16 protein-coding genes are annotated in these 15,611 nt (G+C 36.4%); 8 read left to right on the top strand and 8 right to left on the bottom strand.

The window, feature by feature from the left end; genetic code table 11:
* Nucleotides 1–71 precede the first annotated feature (71 nt).
* The 4 genes from tpx (at nucleotide 72) to ASG31_RS10950 (ending at nucleotide 4,351) form a co-directional block, all read left to right on the top strand.
* Complete coding sequence (gene tpx / locus ASG31_RS10935) at nucleotides 72–569, top strand: thiol peroxidase (protein WP_056032088.1); 498 nt, start codon at nucleotides 72–74, stop codon at nucleotides 567–569.
* A gap of 93 nt (nucleotides 570–662) precedes the next feature.
* Nucleotides 663–2,669, top strand: coding sequence for an adenylate/guanylate cyclase domain-containing protein (locus ASG31_RS10940; protein WP_056032092.1), 2,007 nt, complete (start codon nucleotides 663–665; stop codon nucleotides 2,667–2,669).
* A gap of 208 nt (nucleotides 2,670–2,877) precedes the next feature.
* On the top strand, nucleotides 2,878–3,462 hold the full coding sequence (locus ASG31_RS10945; protein WP_056032095.1) for an HD domain-containing protein: 585 nt from the start codon (nucleotides 2,878–2,880) through the stop codon (nucleotides 3,460–3,462).
* Between the two features lie 7 nt (nucleotides 3,463–3,469).
* Nucleotides 3,470–4,351, top strand: coding sequence for a YitT family protein (locus ASG31_RS10950; protein ID WP_056032099.1), 882 nt, complete (start codon nucleotides 3,470–3,472; stop codon nucleotides 4,349–4,351).
* A gap of 113 nt (nucleotides 4,352–4,464) precedes the next feature.
* Here ASG31_RS10950 and ASG31_RS10955 read toward each other — a convergent pair whose 3' ends face one another.
* Nucleotides 4,465–6,000, bottom strand: a complete 1,536-nt coding sequence (locus ASG31_RS10955; protein WP_056032101.1) for a S41 family peptidase — start codon at nucleotides 5,998–6,000, stop codon at nucleotides 4,465–4,467.
* A 117-nt stretch (nucleotides 6,001–6,117) separates the two neighbouring features.
* Between ASG31_RS10955 and ASG31_RS10960 the strand changes: the two genes are divergently transcribed.
* Nucleotides 6,118–7,209, top strand: coding sequence for an MBL fold metallo-hydrolase (locus ASG31_RS10960; RefSeq protein ID WP_056032103.1), 1,092 nt, complete (start codon nucleotides 6,118–6,120; stop codon nucleotides 7,207–7,209).
* Nucleotide 7,210: 1 nt separating this feature from the next.
* Here the strand turns inward: ASG31_RS10960 and ASG31_RS10965 are convergent, their stop codons facing one another.
* Complete coding sequence (locus ASG31_RS10965) at nucleotides 7,211–7,498, bottom strand: GNAT family N-acetyltransferase (RefSeq protein WP_056032106.1); 288 nt, start codon at nucleotides 7,496–7,498, stop codon at nucleotides 7,211–7,213.
* A 329-nt stretch (nucleotides 7,499–7,827) separates the two neighbouring features.
* Between ASG31_RS10965 and ASG31_RS10970 the strand changes: the two genes are divergently transcribed.
* Nucleotides 7,828–9,036: an MFS transporter gene (locus ASG31_RS10970; protein WP_231433751.1), complete on the top strand. Its 1,209-nt coding sequence runs from the start codon at nucleotides 7,828–7,830 to the stop codon at nucleotides 9,034–9,036.
* A 65-nt stretch (nucleotides 9,037–9,101) separates the two neighbouring features.
* Here the strand turns inward: ASG31_RS10970 and ASG31_RS10975 are convergent, their stop codons facing one another.
* The 5 genes from ASG31_RS10975 to bla-A form a co-directional block, all read right to left on the bottom strand.
* Nucleotides 9,102–9,341 (bottom strand): hypothetical protein, encoded by a 240-nt coding sequence (locus ASG31_RS10975; protein ID WP_056032111.1) that lies wholly within the window; start codon nucleotides 9,339–9,341, stop codon nucleotides 9,102–9,104.
* Nucleotides 9,342–9,379: 38 nt separating this feature from the next.
* The gene (locus ASG31_RS10980; RefSeq protein ID WP_056032113.1) at nucleotides 9,380–10,696 is read right to left on the bottom strand and encodes a hypothetical protein; all 1,317 of its coding nucleotides are present in this window, start codon (nucleotides 10,694–10,696) and stop codon (nucleotides 9,380–9,382) included.
* A 102-nt stretch (nucleotides 10,697–10,798) separates the two neighbouring features.
* Nucleotides 10,799–11,692, bottom strand: a complete 894-nt coding sequence (locus ASG31_RS10985) for a 3-hydroxybutyryl-CoA dehydrogenase (protein WP_185113212.1) — start codon at nucleotides 11,690–11,692, stop codon at nucleotides 10,799–10,801.
* On the bottom strand, nucleotides 11,692–12,123 hold the full coding sequence (locus ASG31_RS10990) for a hypothetical protein (RefSeq protein ID WP_056032589.1): 432 nt from the start codon (nucleotides 12,121–12,123) through the stop codon (nucleotides 11,692–11,694). The genes ASG31_RS10985 and ASG31_RS10990 overlap by 1 nt, the downstream gene beginning before the upstream one ends.
* A 31-nt stretch (nucleotides 12,124–12,154) precedes the next feature.
* Nucleotides 12,155–13,033 (bottom strand): CGA/CIA family class A beta-lactamase, encoded by an 879-nt coding sequence (bla-A, locus tag ASG31_RS10995; RefSeq protein ID WP_056032119.1) that lies wholly within the window; start codon nucleotides 13,031–13,033, stop codon nucleotides 12,155–12,157.
* A gap of 334 nt (nucleotides 13,034–13,367) precedes the next feature.
* On the opposite strand from bla-A, the gene ASG31_RS18465 reads away from it, so the two are divergent.
* Nucleotides 13,368–13,559, top strand: a complete 192-nt coding sequence (locus tag ASG31_RS18465; protein WP_131725544.1) for a hypothetical protein — start codon at nucleotides 13,368–13,370, stop codon at nucleotides 13,557–13,559.
* Nucleotides 13,560–13,687: 128 nt separating this feature from the next.
* On the opposite strand, the gene ASG31_RS11005 is transcribed toward ASG31_RS18465, so the two are convergent.
* Nucleotides 13,688–14,650 (bottom strand): Gfo/Idh/MocA family protein, encoded by a 963-nt coding sequence (locus ASG31_RS11005; RefSeq protein WP_056032125.1) that lies wholly within the window; start codon nucleotides 14,648–14,650, stop codon nucleotides 13,688–13,690.
* 310 nt (nucleotides 14,651–14,960) lie between these two features.
* On the opposite strand from ASG31_RS11005, the gene ASG31_RS11010 reads away from it, so the two are divergent.
* Complete coding sequence (locus ASG31_RS11010) at nucleotides 14,961–15,611, top strand: protein-L-isoaspartate(D-aspartate) O-methyltransferase (protein ID WP_056032128.1); 651 nt, start codon at nucleotides 14,961–14,963, stop codon at nucleotides 15,609–15,611.

Genomic DNA, 15,611 nt, shown 5'->3' on the forward strand with positions numbered 1-15,611 from the left:
ATTTAACCATTCCGAAGAAGACATTATTTTATGATTTACCTAAATTTGATACAACTTAAAAAAAATAAATTATGTCTACAATTACATTTAAAGGAAGCCCGATCAATACAATAGGAAGCCTGCCGGAAATAGGAAAAAACGCGCAGGAATTTACAATGGTATCTTCAGATTTGTCTGAAAAAAATCTTGCTGATTACACTGGGAAAAGAGTGGTTCTAAACATCTTCCCAAGTATTGATACAGGAATCTGTGCGGCTTCTGCAAGAAAATTCAACGAGGAAGCTTCTACGCTTGAGAATACTGTTGTGATTAATGTTTCGAGAGATCTTCCATTTGCTTTATCAAGATTTTGTGCTGCAGAAGGTTTAAATAATGTGGAAACATTATCAGATTTCAGAGGGAACTTTGGAGAAGATTATGGTGTAACTCTTACAGATTCTCCTTTCAAAGGACTTTTGAGCAGAGCTGTGGTTGTTTTGGATGAAAAAGCAAAAGTAATTTATACAGAGCAGGTGCCTGAAATTGGCCAGGAGCCAGATTACGAAGCGGCGATTGCATCATTGAAGTAAAGAGTAAATTTTTTCTCAATTAAAATCATTCTGTTGTTTAACAGAATGATTTTTCTATTTTTGTGCATAAGCTAATCGCCAAAACTCTGTATCTTGAAAAAAAATATACTCTTCACTTTTTTAATTGTAACACTGGTTGCTGTGCACAACTTGTTTTTTGCACAAAATTCACGTGAGAAACCAAAAATCTTTACTGCAAAAGAAATTAAAGATGGTGCAGAAATAAATGAACCAGGCAAATTCTTTGCGGGAGACAACCCTGATTTTTCGTCTTTTGAATTTGATGATTCTAAATGGAAAAATCAAGAATTTGCTTTAAAAAAAAATTACACCAAAGATCATCCTTACTGGGTGCGATTTTATTTTAAAATAGATTCTACACTGATTAACGAGCCATTATGTTTTGATGTGAAGCAGGTGGGTGCATCTGAAATTTATCTGAATGGCAAAAAAGTTCAAAGCATCGGTAAAATAGGAGATTCTAAGACAAGGGTTTTTAAAATAAAGAATGATGTTCCTCAGTTATTTTCTTTACATAATACAGACGTCAATGTACTGGCCATCCGTTTTCTGCCCATCGTGAATGAAAAGAAGACAGCGATCAACTACAGTCCGGTAGCACTTGATGTGGAGCTGGCTTCTGCCAACGAATTTATGGAAGAAAATATAGAGATGACTGAAGGCTTCAACTTCATAGCAATGCTCATCTGTGGTGTGTTTTCGGCATTAGGATTTATTCATTTGCTGCTGTTTCTGTTCTACAGAAAAGCGGTTTACAATCTTTATTTTTCTATTTACAATTTATCCATAGGCCTGCTCAGTTATATGGTTCTTTCTTTTTATCAGATGACAGACCCAGACAGTGTAGACCTCTACAGCTTTCTTTCTTTTCTCGCTATACTTCTTTTTGGTGCGTCTCTTACAGGTTTTGTAAACACCCTCTTCGGAAGAACAAAGATCAGACTGAAAATCATGCTCGGCATCGCTGCAGCTTTACTTCTACTCTATTACTTTTCTGCAAAATCCGCTGTTGGCATTTTGGTTTTTTACATATTTTTCGTTTGGTTTGAATCTCTGTATCTCATCATACGTGCCATGATAAGAAGAGAAAAATCTGCGTTCATTGTAGGAGGCGGCATTCTTACATTTTTTGCAATTATTATTCTGGCCATCATTGCAAATATTCTGGACTCTATGAACATTGCACTGCCTTCAATATTTTCCGGAGATGCATTCGGTACATTTGTTTTGGTTTTAATTATTATCAGCTTTCCAATTTCAATTTCCGCATATCTTGGGTGGCAGTTTGCATCCACCAATCTGAGCTTAACCAAACAGCTTGATGAAGTGAACCGTCTTTCTGATATTAATCTAAAACAGGAACAGGAAAAACAGCAGATTCTTCAGGATCAAAACGATCTGCTTGAGAAGCAGGTAGATGAAAGAACCTTTGAACTTCAGAAAGAAAAACAGAAAACAGAGAATTTACTTTTGAATATTCTTCCCCATGAGGTAGCGGAAGAATTGAAGGAAAACGGAAGTTCGGAGGCTAAATATTACGATGAAGTCACTGTTTTATTTACCGATTTTGTTAATTTTACCCAAAGTTCTGAGAAACTGGGAGCCGAAAAAATGCTGGTAGAACTCAATGAATGTTTCACCGCCTTCGATTTAATTATGGAGAAGCACGGTTTGGAAAAGATAAAAACCATTGGTGATGCCTATTTGGCGGTATGCGGTTTACCTTTGAAAAATGAAAATCATGCCTATCAGACCACCTTGGTAGCATTAGACATTATTCAGTTTATCGAAGAAAGAAAAAAGACCAATCCTAATGCTTTGGATATCAGAATCGGGATTAATTCAGGCTCTTTGATTGCGGGAATTGTGGGAGTAAAAAAATTCGCTTACGACATTTGGGGCGATACCGTGAATACTGCCGCCAGAATGGAACAAAACAGCGAAAAAGGAAAGATAAATATTTCAGAATCTACCTATCAACTGATACACGACAAGGTAATCTGCGAATACAGAGGGAAAATTCACACCAAAGGAAAAGGTGACATGGACATGTATTTTGCGCTGGAAATAAAAGATTAAATACAATCAAAAATCAGAGAACTTTAAAACCACAAAAGTTGATCAGAGAAACTTTTCGGATTTTAAAAAGACCAAAAAAAAAATTTATTAATTTCAAGTTCTGCTTTTTTTTGAACTTCTCAAGATTACTTGTAAAGCTTTAAATAAAAACCAGACAGCTTTTGTGACTTTTGCGGCTAAAAATTTAAACACATTTTCTATTTTAAATATGGAATACGAAAAACTAAAAAAAATCATTATCAGCAGACTCCGGGAAAATCTTCCTGAGCACCTTTCTTATCACAGTGTAATGCATGTAAAAGACGTGATTGATTCTGTAGAGAAAATTGCAGAAGCTGAAAAGGTAAACGAAGAAGATCTGATACTCCTCAAAACAGCCGCTCTCTTTCATGACACCGGATTTTTATACGGCTCTAAAAATCATGAGGAAAAATCCTGCGAAATTGCTGAAGAATATCTCTCAGATTACGGATATTCTGAACTGCAGACTGAGAAAATTAAAGGGATGATTATGGCGACTAAAATCCCGCAGACGCCGCACACCCATTTGGAACAGATTCTGGCAGATGCTGATCTGGATTATCTGGGTAGAGATGATTTTTTTGTGATTGGAGATAAATTATTTGAAGAACTTTCGATGTTCGGCATCGTCAATTCTGAACGCGACTGGAATTTGCTCCAGGAAAAATTCCTTGAAAGCCATCATTATTTCACAGAAACTGCCATCAGTACAAGAAAAGAAAAAAAGCAGGCTAATCTGGATATTATTAAAAGAAAACTAAAAAAAGATTAATCACTGTATGAGTTCAGAAACTACTAAACATGGTCCACTTTTCACTTTTTCGGATGTAATCTATCTTATTTCAGGAGTGATTTCTGCCAGTTTTGCTTTAAAATCTTTCCTCGTTCCCAACCATTTTTTGGATGGCGGCGTTACCGGAATTTCACTTTTAATCCACGAAGTCTATCACTGGAATCTGGGTGTTGTTTTATTGGTTTTAAATCTTCCTTTCGTGATTCTGGCCTATTTTCAGATCGGGAAACATTTTGCTGTAAGAAGTTTTCTTACGATATTATTGATTATTGTCACCATATCTTTCGTTCCTTTTCCGGAAATGACACACGATAAATTATTAGTCGCTATGTTTGGCGGATTTTTCATGGGAATTGGGATTGGGCTTTCCATGCGTGGTGGCGGAACGTTCGACGGAATGGAGGTTTTAGCTCTGCTGACATTCAAAAAAAGCAGTTTCAGCATCACTGAAATTATTTTGGGTATGAACGTCATTATTTTTATTATTGCAGCCGTCTTCCTCAAGGTTGAAACCGCTCTGTATGCGATTATGACTTATCTTGTGGCCAGCCAGATCACCAAATATGTGATTGAGGGAATAGAAGCCTACACAGGAGTTACGATCGTCTCCGGAAACAGTGAAGAGATAAAAAAAGCTTTGGTTTTGACGATGAATAAAGGGATTACCGTTTACAGAGGTGAAAGAGGTTTCATGAAAGAATCCTTCGAGCACAGCCAGGACGCCGATATTATTTTCACGATTGTCACCCGTCTGGAAGTAAGAAAATTACAGAATATCGTTCGGGCTATTGACCCGAAAGCATTCATTTTCACCCAAACCGTTAGAGAACCTCAAGGCGGAATTGTAAAAGAAATTGTGAAACACTAATGTAATATGATATCCATAAAGCCTTATGAAATTTAATCATAAGGCTTTTATTTTGTCCAATTCTCAACCTCAACCTCAACCTCAACCTCAACCTCAACCTCAACCCAAAGATATTAATTTCCGGATTTCTCTTTTTGAATCTCGGTTTTCACCCACTCCAGTTGCAGATCCTGTTTATTTAAAGTGCTTTCAAGAGTATTCAGTATTTCAACATTTGGGGTAACTCCTTTTTTTGTCCCCGTAAAAGTGATATTCGGCTGTATAAACAGCACGCCAATCGGAAGCTGCAGTTTAGAATTTGGAAGGCTTTGATAAGAGTAAAATCCTGCAACCGTTCCGTCATTCGCACCACCTGTTTCTTCACCCACCAAAACTGCACGCTGATCGTTTTTCAGTTTTGAAGTAATAATTGATGATGCCGAAAAACTTCCGCCGTTGATCAACACATATACTTTACCGTGAAAAGCAGTTTCTCTGGGTTTCGTTTCTTTGCTTTGTTTCATTCTGTAATATGCCTTTCCGTCTGCTCCTTTTATGCCTACCAGCAGCTGTCTTGTAAAAATAACCGGTGACATGATGGCCTTGATCACAAAAACCAAAGGATTTGATTTTTTGAAGTAATTGGTTTTCAGCGGACTGTATTTTGAGGTCATCTCCGGCTTATTCACCAGCGTAAAAGGTTCTTTAGCAAGATAAGAGTACAGATTTGTAATCTCAGAAAGCGAACCTCCGTAATTTTCCCGGACGTCAATCACCAGGTGTGTGGCTTTTTTATCTTTAATTTTCTGAAAGGTTTCCTCATAAAAACGGTTTGAATAAGATTTTGAAAAACTTTTCACTTTAATATAAGCAATCGTGCTGTCTCCATCCAGATATGTAAAACTTCTGTTGTAAGAATCAGTTGCTGCAACATAGTCATTGGTGCGCTTTTCTGTATTTCCTTTTTTCTGTGCTTTGTCTTTTTCTTTGTCAGCTTCAGATTTAGATTCTCGTGTAAGATTTACTGTTTTTATCACATCATCATACTTCGTTTCAACTTTTGCACTGTCTAAAAATCCTATTTCTGCAGAGTAATAATTGAAAAAACCGTCTTTCAGATAATAAGGATAAAATGTAGTATTAAACCCGTCACTGGTCATCAGTTTTCTGTATTTCTTCATATAATTTTCCACAGGAACGCCGTTGATGGAGAGAATCTCAGTTCCCGGAAGGATATTTTCTATCGAATCTTTATTGTTTTTAACGTACAGTTTTTGATTTTCAACATAGTAATCCAGTCTGGTAAAAAGCCCTTTCTTGTTTTTCATCCCGCGGATTTCTTTGTTCGAATATCTTTTACCCGGAATTCTCACCGCAAGATGACCTTCTTTAATATCTGCCACCACCGGCTGAAGTTTAAAATAAAAATCGACAGGAGAAAGAGAATCTGTGATGCTCATTTTCAGACTGTCAAATTTTTTGGTTAAATCTTTCTCTGCAATATACCAGAAGAGATTGGGATGAAGCTCTTTCAGCTTTCTGTAGGTGTAATCTACGTCTTGTCTAAGCTTTTCCGGAGCTATTTTTGCAAGTCTTTGTCTGTTGTATTTTTGTACTGATCCGCAGGAAATGATGGTGCAAAGAATGAAAAGAATACCGAGTTTTTTCAAAGTAAAGTAGTTTTAGTACTTAAAAATAAAAAAGTTTTGGAACTTTAAAGGTATTTTTATCATCAAACCGTTATATAATTTAGGTTTAAACAAAATTTTCAAATAAAAAACTAAAATATGTTCTATTTAATCGCAATTATAGCAGTGGCCGGTGGTTTCATCTCTTATTTTCTGGCAGGTGATGTTTTTGGCGCAGAATCTTCCGGTAGAAGAAAACAGAGGATTCTGCAGTCTCAAAATTTCAGAAACGGGCAGTTTCAAAACCTCAGCGAAACGCCTCAGCTTGCGGAAGGAGAAAGCATGCCGAAGGTGATGATGAATTTTCTGTTTGGTAAAAAGGATCCAGATTTAAAGCCCAGAAAAAGCATCCCTTCTGTAGATACCGACCTCAAAAATCTGAAAAAAGAAGACAACATCTTTATCTGGTTTGGTCATTCATCCTATTTTATACAGCTTAACGGCGTGAGTTTTCTTATCGATCCTGTATTCAGTAAATTCGGATCTCCCGTGCAGCTTTTCAATAAAGCCTTTCCCGGTGCAGATTTTTACACAGCTGAATCTATGCCCGAGATTGATTATCTGGTCATCACCCACGACCATTATGACCATTTGGATTATCCCACAGTTAAGGATCTGAGGCCCAAAATAAAGCAGGTCATTCTTCCGTTAGGCGTTGGCGCACATTTCGAAAAATGGGGTTATGCTGAAGAACAGATTCTGGAGGAAGACTGGGGCGGAAGTTTTGTACTGAAAAATAATCTTCACATTACCTTTACGCCTGCAAGGCATTTTTCCGGCAGAAAATTTAAAAGAAACAATACTTTATGGACGTCTTACGTTCTTGAAAGTAATGATCTGAAACTTTATCTGGGCGGCGACAGCGGGTATGACAGTCATTTTAAAATGATCGGAGAAAAATACGGACCTTTTGATTTTGCTGTTATGGAAAACGGACAGTACAATGAAGCATGGAAATATATTCACACACTTCCTGCAGATGTTCTTCAAGCCTCTTCAGATTTGAATGTAAAGCAGGTTATCCCTGTACATTCCGGAAAATTTGCACTTGCACTGCACCCGTGGGCAGAACCTCTGCAAAAAATTTCTTCAGGTGCAAAAGAAAAAAATCTCTCTGTGCTTACGCCAAAAATTGGAGAGATTTTATATTTAGATCAAGAAAACAAGAATTTTGAAAAATGGTGGGAATAGGCTAATCATGCCAGATTCCCCGGTATCTTTTAGGATGGTTTTCGAGCTGCTGTCTTACGAAATCACATTCCGGATCGATCATATAATCTTTTTCTTCGGCAACACGCACGAGCTCGTCAAGCAGTAATTTGGCATAACCCTGACCTTCAAGTTCGGGGTTTATTTTTGTATAATACACATCAATCAATCTTCCATCGATGGAAATCGACATGTATCCTGCTTTCTCACCATCTTTATACATTTGAAGCTCATCCTGATATTCTGATATTTTAAACTGTACATTTTCCATAATTTCTGATATTTTTGATTAGACCTGATTTCTGTTTCTCAAAATTATTCTTTTTTGATATGTTTAAAATTACAAAATTAAATTGAAATGTTTACTTTTAAAAAGTGAAAAATACTTTAATTCACCCCATTTTCCATGGCTTTCCCGTCATAATTTCAGAAATAAATTCAGATGATCTCACAAGATTCTTCAGAAAATATTATCTGAACAAAAAAATATTCAGATTACTTATTTCTCACTGCTTCAATTCTGGTGATTGAATTTTTTAATATGATATTTAACTTTTATTCATCGTCATTACCTCAGATATTCAGATAAAAACCGGAGTTTTGTCTTCGAAAAAATTAATGCTGATGCTTACTGAAAAAAACAAATTCATTGCAACCATTCTTGCGTTTGCAGTGATCCCAATGTCTGGTCTTGCAACGGATATTTACTTACCGAGCATGCCGAGCATGGCCAGAGATCTTCATCTGCCTGAAAGCAGCATCCAGCTTACACTTTCTCTGTTTTTAATCAGCTATGGTGTGACTCAGTTTTTTGCGGGAAGTGTTGTAGATTCTTACGGTCGTTACAGAATTACACTTATTTCACTGGCTCTTTTTGTAATTTCATTTTTAATCACTGCCAATACTGACAATATTTATGTGATTTATGCGATGAGGATTCTCCAGGGGGCGCTTTCGGGATTTGCGGTGGTGGCCAAAAGAGCGTTTTTTGTGGATGTATATGAAGGTGACGAACGTAAACATTACCTCAGTATTATGACGATTGTATGGTCTGTAGGTCCTATCATTGCTCCGTTTATCGGTGGTTATCTCCAAAAAATATTTGGTTGGGAATCCAATTTTTATGTGTTGGCAGGCTACAGCTTTATTCTCCTGATATCAGAATTCATTTTCTCCGGTGAAACCTTAATGTTGAAGAAAGTTTTAAGTTTAAATCTGCTGAAAAAAGAATACAGCATGATGTTCAGAGCCAAAGATTTCTTCTACGGAATGCTGATGTGCGGCCTGAGTTACTCGATGATCATGTTTTTTAATCTCTGCGGATCTTTTATTATTGAGCACAAAATGGGATATTCTGAAGTGGTGGCAGGCTATGTTTCGCTGATTTTAGGATTTGCCTGGATGCTTGGCGGATTTTTGGGTAAGGCATTGATCAACAGAGCTTTTTTACCAAAGATCAGAATGGCTAATTTTTTACAGATCGGTTTAATTGGGCTGATGCTTTTTGCTTCATTTTTTCTCAATACGATTTACAGTCTTGTAGCTTTTGCGTTTGTGATTCATGTGACAGCAGGGTTTATTTTCAACAATTATTTCTCTTACTGTATCGGAAGATTTCCAAATTCTGCGGGAATTGCAGGCGGATTAACCGGCGGAATGGCTTTCATCATCACCTCAGCCATCAGCTATGGAATTGTTGCCATTTTAAAACCTGAAATCCAGCTCGAAGTAGCAGAAGGTTATCTGGTGATGGGAATTCTGGGATTATTTGTATTAACTTTAATCAAAGTGAGAAAAGCGCACGGTTGATTTTCTTTTCAGAGCACAAAAAAAGCTGCCAAAATAATGACAGCTTGATATTTTTTTGTTGATTCTTAGTCTTCCTCTTCTTCGTCGTACTTAGCTAACTCTTCGTCGCACCACTTGAATGCGGCTTCTACAACCTTAGTTGCTTCATCTGCCATCGATTCTTCATCATCGCCTTCCAAATCATCCAGCCACTCAACTTCCTCTTCTTCAACGTTCAGGATAAATCTTGGATACTCTGTGTGAACCACGAATAAATCTTCTGGAAATTCCGAATTATCTGCTAATAAAAACTTTGGTAATTTCATTTTTTATAATGTTTTAACTTTAATCAAAGATAATAAAATTATTGAAACTTATTCTTTCTGAGCTTAATTTTTTCCAAAACTTTATGTTGTGTTAACGTTGTATTTTTTATGGTATCACTGGCTTTCAATGTGAAATCTAAATCTGAATTTACTGTGCTGATGAGCTCACCAATCTGCCCTTCATCCAAATCTTCAATATCTTTTACATAATAAAGAAGCTTTGCATTCTGCAGTTTCTCAGCTTTTAAAAACCGGGTAATTTCTCTCCGGTTTTCAAGATAATCTCCTTTGGAAAGCCATGTAAAAAAAACACCAGAAAGTAAGCTTAAAAACCCCAAAGCATAGGTTTTAACTTTAAAGGTCTCAAACAGCTTTTTTAGATAAACCAGCCAAACCGGGAATGAAAACGGAGCCAGTAAGCGATAATCCAGCGGTGTAATCCAATAAAAATACTGTATAAAATAAGAGCAGACAATACCGCAAACACCAATCAAAAAAAGAAATTTATCAGTTTCAGAAAGTCTTTTAGTAAAAAACAGATAAAGCATTAGCAAAATACTCACAGCCCCCACTCCGTAAATGGCAAAATTGATTTTTCCTCCACCCGGATCAGCTATATGAATGAAAGGATTAAAAGAAGTCGAAAGTCCCTGGAAAAACTCAGGTATTAATTTAGAGGTCGGATTGAGGCCAATTTCTAAGGCTTCATTGATGTAATTTGAATTAAAGTAATCTATAAACAAAAATTTATATGCGATCATAAAAACAAGCCCAATAAATGCTGAAACAGTAAAGGTTTTAGCATAATTTCTCCTCCAGTAAATCAATCCGAAAAGTCCGGTTCCTCCAACGAAAAACAGAGAACTGTATCTGATATTATATAAAGCAATCAGCGATACTGAAAGGTAGAAAACGGCTTTTCCACCAGAAATTTTTCCGTTTATAATCTGATGCGCACAATAAAAAAACAGGTATACGAAAGGCAAAATCAATGCTTCACTCATCGTAAAAGAAAAGATGGAAACAAAACTGAAAAGCGAGCAAAGCACAACAGTTTCCCTGAAATAAAATTTCTTTTTCCACGCAAAAAATATGATGAAAAGAAACGAAACAATCCCAACAATTTTGCTTGCCCAAAACTCATCAGTTCCGAATAATGTAAAGAATTTGATGGATAAAGGATATCCGAGCGGTGTAATCGTGTTATCCATTTCCGGCAAAACGTGGGCAAACCTCATGTATCTGATGGAATCCGGATTCACCCTACCCTTTTCGTTCAGTAAAAAACGCAAAATGGTCATCACTAAAGTAATGATGACCATTGATATCTGAATGTTTCTTTCTTTAAAATTCATAAGATGTGAAAATAGTGAATTTTGCTATGCAAGTCAATTTTCTTCGAAGTGAATTTATAATATTGCTAAAATTCACATTTGACTTATTCACCTTTCACTTATTTACTTCTTCACAAACATCTTAGCCACTTTTTCAGCTTTTTTGCTTTCGGAATAATCGTAGAAACCTTCACCGGATTTTACTCCTAATTTTCCAGCCATTACCATGTTCACTAACAATGGATTCGGGGCATATTTCGGATTTTTGAAGCCGTCGTACATTACATTTAAAATGGCAAGACAAACATCAAGTCCGATAAAATCTGCCAACTGAAGCGGCCCCATCGGATGCGCCATTCCAAGCTTCATCACCGTATCAATTTCTTCAACACCCGCAACGCCGTTGTACAAAGTTTCGATGGATTCGTTGATCATCGGCATTAAAATTCTGTTCGCCACAAAACCCGGATAATCGTTCACCTCAACAGGAACTTTTCCTAAAGTTTTGCTCATTTCGTAGATCGCATCAAAAGTTTCTTTTGAAGTAGAATATCCTTTGATGATTTCCACCAGTTTCATAATCGGAACCGGATTCATAAAGTGCATCCCGATTACCTTGTCTGCTCTTTTTGTAGCGGCAGCAATTTTAGTGATAGAAATAGAAGAAGTGTTTGTAGATAAGATGCAGTTTTCAGGTGTAAATTCATCCATCTGAGCGAAGATTTTTAGTTTCAGATCCTGATTTTCCGTTGCTGCTTCCACTACAAGATCCGCATCGGTTACAGCGTTTTTCAACTCTGTAAAAGTTGAAATATTTCCTAAAGTTTCAGCTTTTTGCTCTTCCGTAAGATTTCCTTTTGCAATAATTCTGTCAAGATTGGTGGTTATCGTTTTTAAACCTTTATCTAAAGCATCCTGAGAAACATCCACAAGATTTACTTTAAAACCGCTTTGTGCGAAAGTGTGTGCGATCCCATTCCCCATGGTTCCTGCGCCGATAACTACAATGTTTTTGATCATTTTATTTTCTGTTTTGTTATTTCTGTTTTGTTTAAAGTAGTGTTGGGTAAAGCTGATAAAGCACTTTTTGAAACCATAAAAGTCCCCATGAAATCTACTGTTCCATCGCTTCCTCCCTTTGAATTATTCTGTGCATTAATCGCAGCTTCAAGACCCGAAATAAATTTTCTTCTGTTTGATTTTGAAAGCGCATCAATTCCTACAAAAAGTTTGAATTCACCTTCTCTTCCCAAACCGGTCTGCTTATAAATCTCAACGGTTTTGCTTTTATTTTTACCCTGAAATTTCTGGATATAATCACGCACAGGCTTTTCTGAAGGTGGCCCGCAGCAAATGCTGTTGTAGCTGATCTGGTAAAAGTTTTCGCTCTTCTGTGCAAAGAAAATTGCAGAAGTGAAAATCCCGAATATTAATAATACTTTTTTCATTTTTGAAGTTTTTAAAATTAAGCTTAAATTTCTATTTATTAAAATAATCCCAGACAACTTTAGAAATATCTGAAATCATTTTACAGTTGACCTCGCTGCTTTCTGTTGAGTTGCTGACGAATACAGCTATTGCATAATGTTTGCCATTGGGTAAAGTGACGATGGCAATCTCGTTTTCAGCGCCTGTAAGACCTGCATCATTCTTTCCTGAAGATCCCGTTTTCCTTGCCACAGGCGTGTTTTTGGGAAGCTGCTCAATCAGTTTATTTTTTCCGGTAGATGTGGAAAGCATTACTTTCATCAGATATTCTGTCGATTTTTCAGAAAGAAGTTTTCCGTCGTAGAATTTTTTTAAAGCATCCACCGCAGCGTTTGTGGTGGAATAATTTTTATACTGAACTTTCCAGTCTTTGTGCATTTCTGCCTCGCCGGAAATAATCTGAAAATTCTTTACATTTTTAGAATCAAAAAACTGCTGCACTGTTTTTGGTCCGCCCAAAAGTCCGAGCAAGATATCGCAACCGCTGTTATCGCTTTGTGCCACGGTAAGCTCCAAAATTTCACTCAAAGGAACTTCTACTCCACCGTTTGGATATTTATCACGCAAAGGCGACCATGTGTTTTGCATTAAATTATCTTTCGTCAGTAAAACTTTCTGATCGAGAGACAGTTTTCCTTTATCAACATAATCCAAAACCGCTGCAGCGATGTGAAATTTGAAAACACTCTGCATCGGCAGTTTTTTTTCCGCGTTTTTACTGTATTTAAAACCATTTTCAAATCCCAAAACAGAAATTCCGACTGTTGCTTTTTTATCTTTTACGACTGCATTTATTTTCTTGTCTAAAACCGATTGCTGGGCACAGAAAAATGCGGAAATCAGGAGGAATAGTAAGCTTATTTTTTTCATAATTTTTTATCTAAAGTAAATCCCTTTCATACGCCGAAAGGGATTTGCAATTTAAGATTTTTATTTTTTCAACTCAAAATAATTGTAAAATTAAGGAGTTTCTTTTTCGATCCAGAAATTGTATTATATTTAAGATGGTGAATCTTTTTTTTTCTAAAATTATTCAGATCAGTGTAAGTAATAAGATATCACTGTAAGAAAAATTCCACAAATAATTGTGGTGATTTGCTTTTTAAGTGTAACCTCCTTAAAGTAAAAAAATACCAGAACAGAAAATAAAAGTGTTGTAAAAACAACTGCAGTTTCATCTATATAGTCTGAAAAATTTTTAAAGATGAAAAATTCAAACAAGATCATCAAAACCGCCTCTGTCATATTCATAACTACAAACAAAGTAGTAAATATATTGACCCTCCTGTTTTTAAATACAAACAGGTTAAAACCAATAAAACCAAATAATCCTTTTAATGGAGCAATAAAAATATTGTTAAAAGAGAAAGGAGAAATCTGCAAAAAAGTTTTGTAAGGCTGGTAAATACTTTTTGTAATATTATAATCTCTGATGATGTAAAGATAAGCCACGTATAAGCAGAGAAGAGACAAATACACAAACAGTATCGGCAGAATATAATTTTTGATTTTGTTCATTATAACTTATTTAATCAACTCCATAATCTCCAGCGCCACCTTCAAAGCTTCAGTCCCATCTTCCAAAGAAACTTCTACATTTTTCTCCTGAATAATAGCATCTGCAAACGAATTCAATTCATCCAAAATGGCATTATTCGCCTGAATATTTGGGTATTCAAATAAAATCTGATTCTTTTCACCTTCAGCATTTTCAATAATCATATCGAAAGGTGTTGGGTTTTCCGGAGCTTCTTTCATTCGGATAACTTCGGCTTTTTTCTCTAAGAAGTCTACAGAAATATAAGCATCTTTCTGGAAGAAACGGCTTTTTCTCATCGCTTTCATTGAGATTCTTGAAGTCGTTAAATTGGCTACACATCCATTTTCAAATTCAATTCTCGCATTCGTAATATCCGGACTTTTACTCACCACGCAAACACCGCTTGCGTGGATATTTTTCACCTTGGATTTAACCACACTCAACAAAATATCAAGATCGTGAATCATTAAATCCAAAACTACCGAAACATCAGTCCCGCGTGGATTAAATTCTGCCAGACGGTGAATTTCAATAAACATCGGATCCTGAATATAATCCTTCGCACCAATAAACGCAGGATTATACCTTTCAACATGCCCTACCTGTGCTTTGATACCGTTTTCACGGCATTTTCTTACAATTTCTTCGGCCTGTTCCAATGTTTGGGTCACCGGTTTTTCGATGAAGAAATGAAGTCCTTTTTCAATTGCTTTTAAAGCATAATCGTAATGATAAAGTGTTGGCGTCACAATGTCCAGCATCTCTATCTGATCCAGCAACTCATCAAAATTTTCAAAATATTTGTACCCGAATTCTGCTTCGAGTTTTCTGCCGTTTTCGGCATCTTTATCGTGAAAACCAACAAATTCATATTTATCTGACTGATTAAGAAGCCTCAAATGGATTTTTCCTAAATGACCTGCACCTACCAAACCTGCTTTTAACATAGCTGTATTAAATTTTTGTAAATATAAAGCTTAATTTGAAATTTGAGGTTTGAAATTTGAGATGCGAGGTTCGAGATCCGGGGTGCGAGGTTCGTGATTCGGGGTTCGAGATGCGGGATTGGAGATTCAAGGTGCGGGATTCGGGATTCGGGATGCGAGGTTCGGGGGTTTATTTAATTTTATTATTTAATTGTAAAGTGGGATTTTTGAAAATTGCATCATGAAATATGTTGATGTAATTTTGATAAAATCATGGCAAAATTTCAAATCCCGAACTTCAAATCTCAAATGAAATCATTATTTTTGCTCAATGCAGGATTCATTTGTACATAAGGGAAAGAGAAGGAATTTGGTAGATTATCTCAGACGCAGCATCGGGATTTGTGATGAAAACGTTTTGGCTGCCATCAACCACGTTCCCAGACATCTTTTTATTGAAAGTATTTTTGAAGATTACGCTTACGAAGACCGCGCGTTTCCCATCGCTGCACACCAGACGATTTCGCATCCTTCCACGGTTGCAGAACAGTCTGAACTTTTGGAGGTAAAGGAAGGTGAAAAAGTTCTGGAAATCGGAACCGGTTGCGGTTACCAGACTGCAGTTTTAATCGCCATGAAAGCCTTGGTTTACACAGTTGAAAGACAAAAAGATCTTTTTGATTTTTCTAAAAAGAAACTGAGAGAAATGAATCTTTACCCTAAATTTCAAAGTTTCGGGGATGGTTTTGCCGGACTACCGACTTTTGCTCCTTTCGACAAAATTATCGTGACCTGCGGCGCTTCAGTTTTACCCACGGAATTATTGAAACAGCTGAAAGTGGGTGGCAAAATGGTAATTCCACTGGGGCCGACTGATCAGCAGGTTTTGTACAGATTTACCAAAATTTCTCCCACAGAATTTGAAAAAGAAGAATTCGGTGCCTATAAATTTGTTCCGATGCTGAATAGTACCAATCAATAA

The sequence above is a fragment of the Chryseobacterium sp. Leaf404 genome, assembly GCF_001424145.1.
In the GTDB taxonomy this organism is placed as follows: Bacteria; Bacteroidota; Bacteroidia; order Flavobacteriales; family Weeksellaceae; genus Chryseobacterium.

Bases quoted from the DNA above. Each gene is read 5' to 3' on its own strand.
- tpx (WP_056032088.1), top strand. From the start codon at position 72: ATGTCTACAATTACATTTAAAGGAAGCCCGATCAATACAATAGGAAGC.
- ASG31_RS10945 (WP_056032095.1), top strand. From the start codon at position 2,878: ATGGAATACGAAAAACTAAAAAAAATCATTATCAGCAGACTCCGGGAA.
- ASG31_RS10950 (WP_056032099.1), top strand. From the start codon at position 3,470: ATGAGTTCAGAAACTACTAAACATGGTCCACTTTTCACTTTTTCGGAT.
- ASG31_RS10960 (WP_056032103.1), top strand. From the start codon at position 6,118: ATGTTCTATTTAATCGCAATTATAGCAGTGGCCGGTGGTTTCATCTCT.
- ASG31_RS10965 (WP_056032106.1), bottom strand. From the start codon at position 7,498: ATGGAAAATGTACAGTTTAAAATATCAGAATATCAGGATGAGCTTCAA.
- ASG31_RS10975 (WP_056032111.1), bottom strand. From the start codon at position 9,341: ATGAAATTACCAAAGTTTTTATTAGCAGATAATTCGGAATTTCCAGAA.
- ASG31_RS10980 (WP_056032113.1), bottom strand. From the start codon at position 10,696: ATGAATTTTAAAGAAAGAAACATTCAGATATCAATGGTCATCATTACT.
- ASG31_RS10990 (WP_056032589.1), bottom strand. From the start codon at position 12,123: ATGAAAAAAGTATTATTAATATTCGGGATTTTCACTTCTGCAATTTTC.
- bla-A (WP_056032119.1), bottom strand. From the start codon at position 13,033: ATGAAAAAAATAAGCTTACTATTCCTCCTGATTTCCGCATTTTTCTGT.
- ASG31_RS18465 (WP_131725544.1), top strand. From the start codon at position 13,368: ATGAAAAATTCAAACAAGATCATCAAAACCGCCTCTGTCATATTCATA.
- ASG31_RS11005 (WP_056032125.1), bottom strand. From the start codon at position 14,650: ATGTTAAAAGCAGGTTTGGTAGGTGCAGGTCATTTAGGAAAAATCCAT.
- ASG31_RS11010 (WP_056032128.1), top strand. From the start codon at position 14,961: ATGCAGGATTCATTTGTACATAAGGGAAAGAGAAGGAATTTGGTAGAT.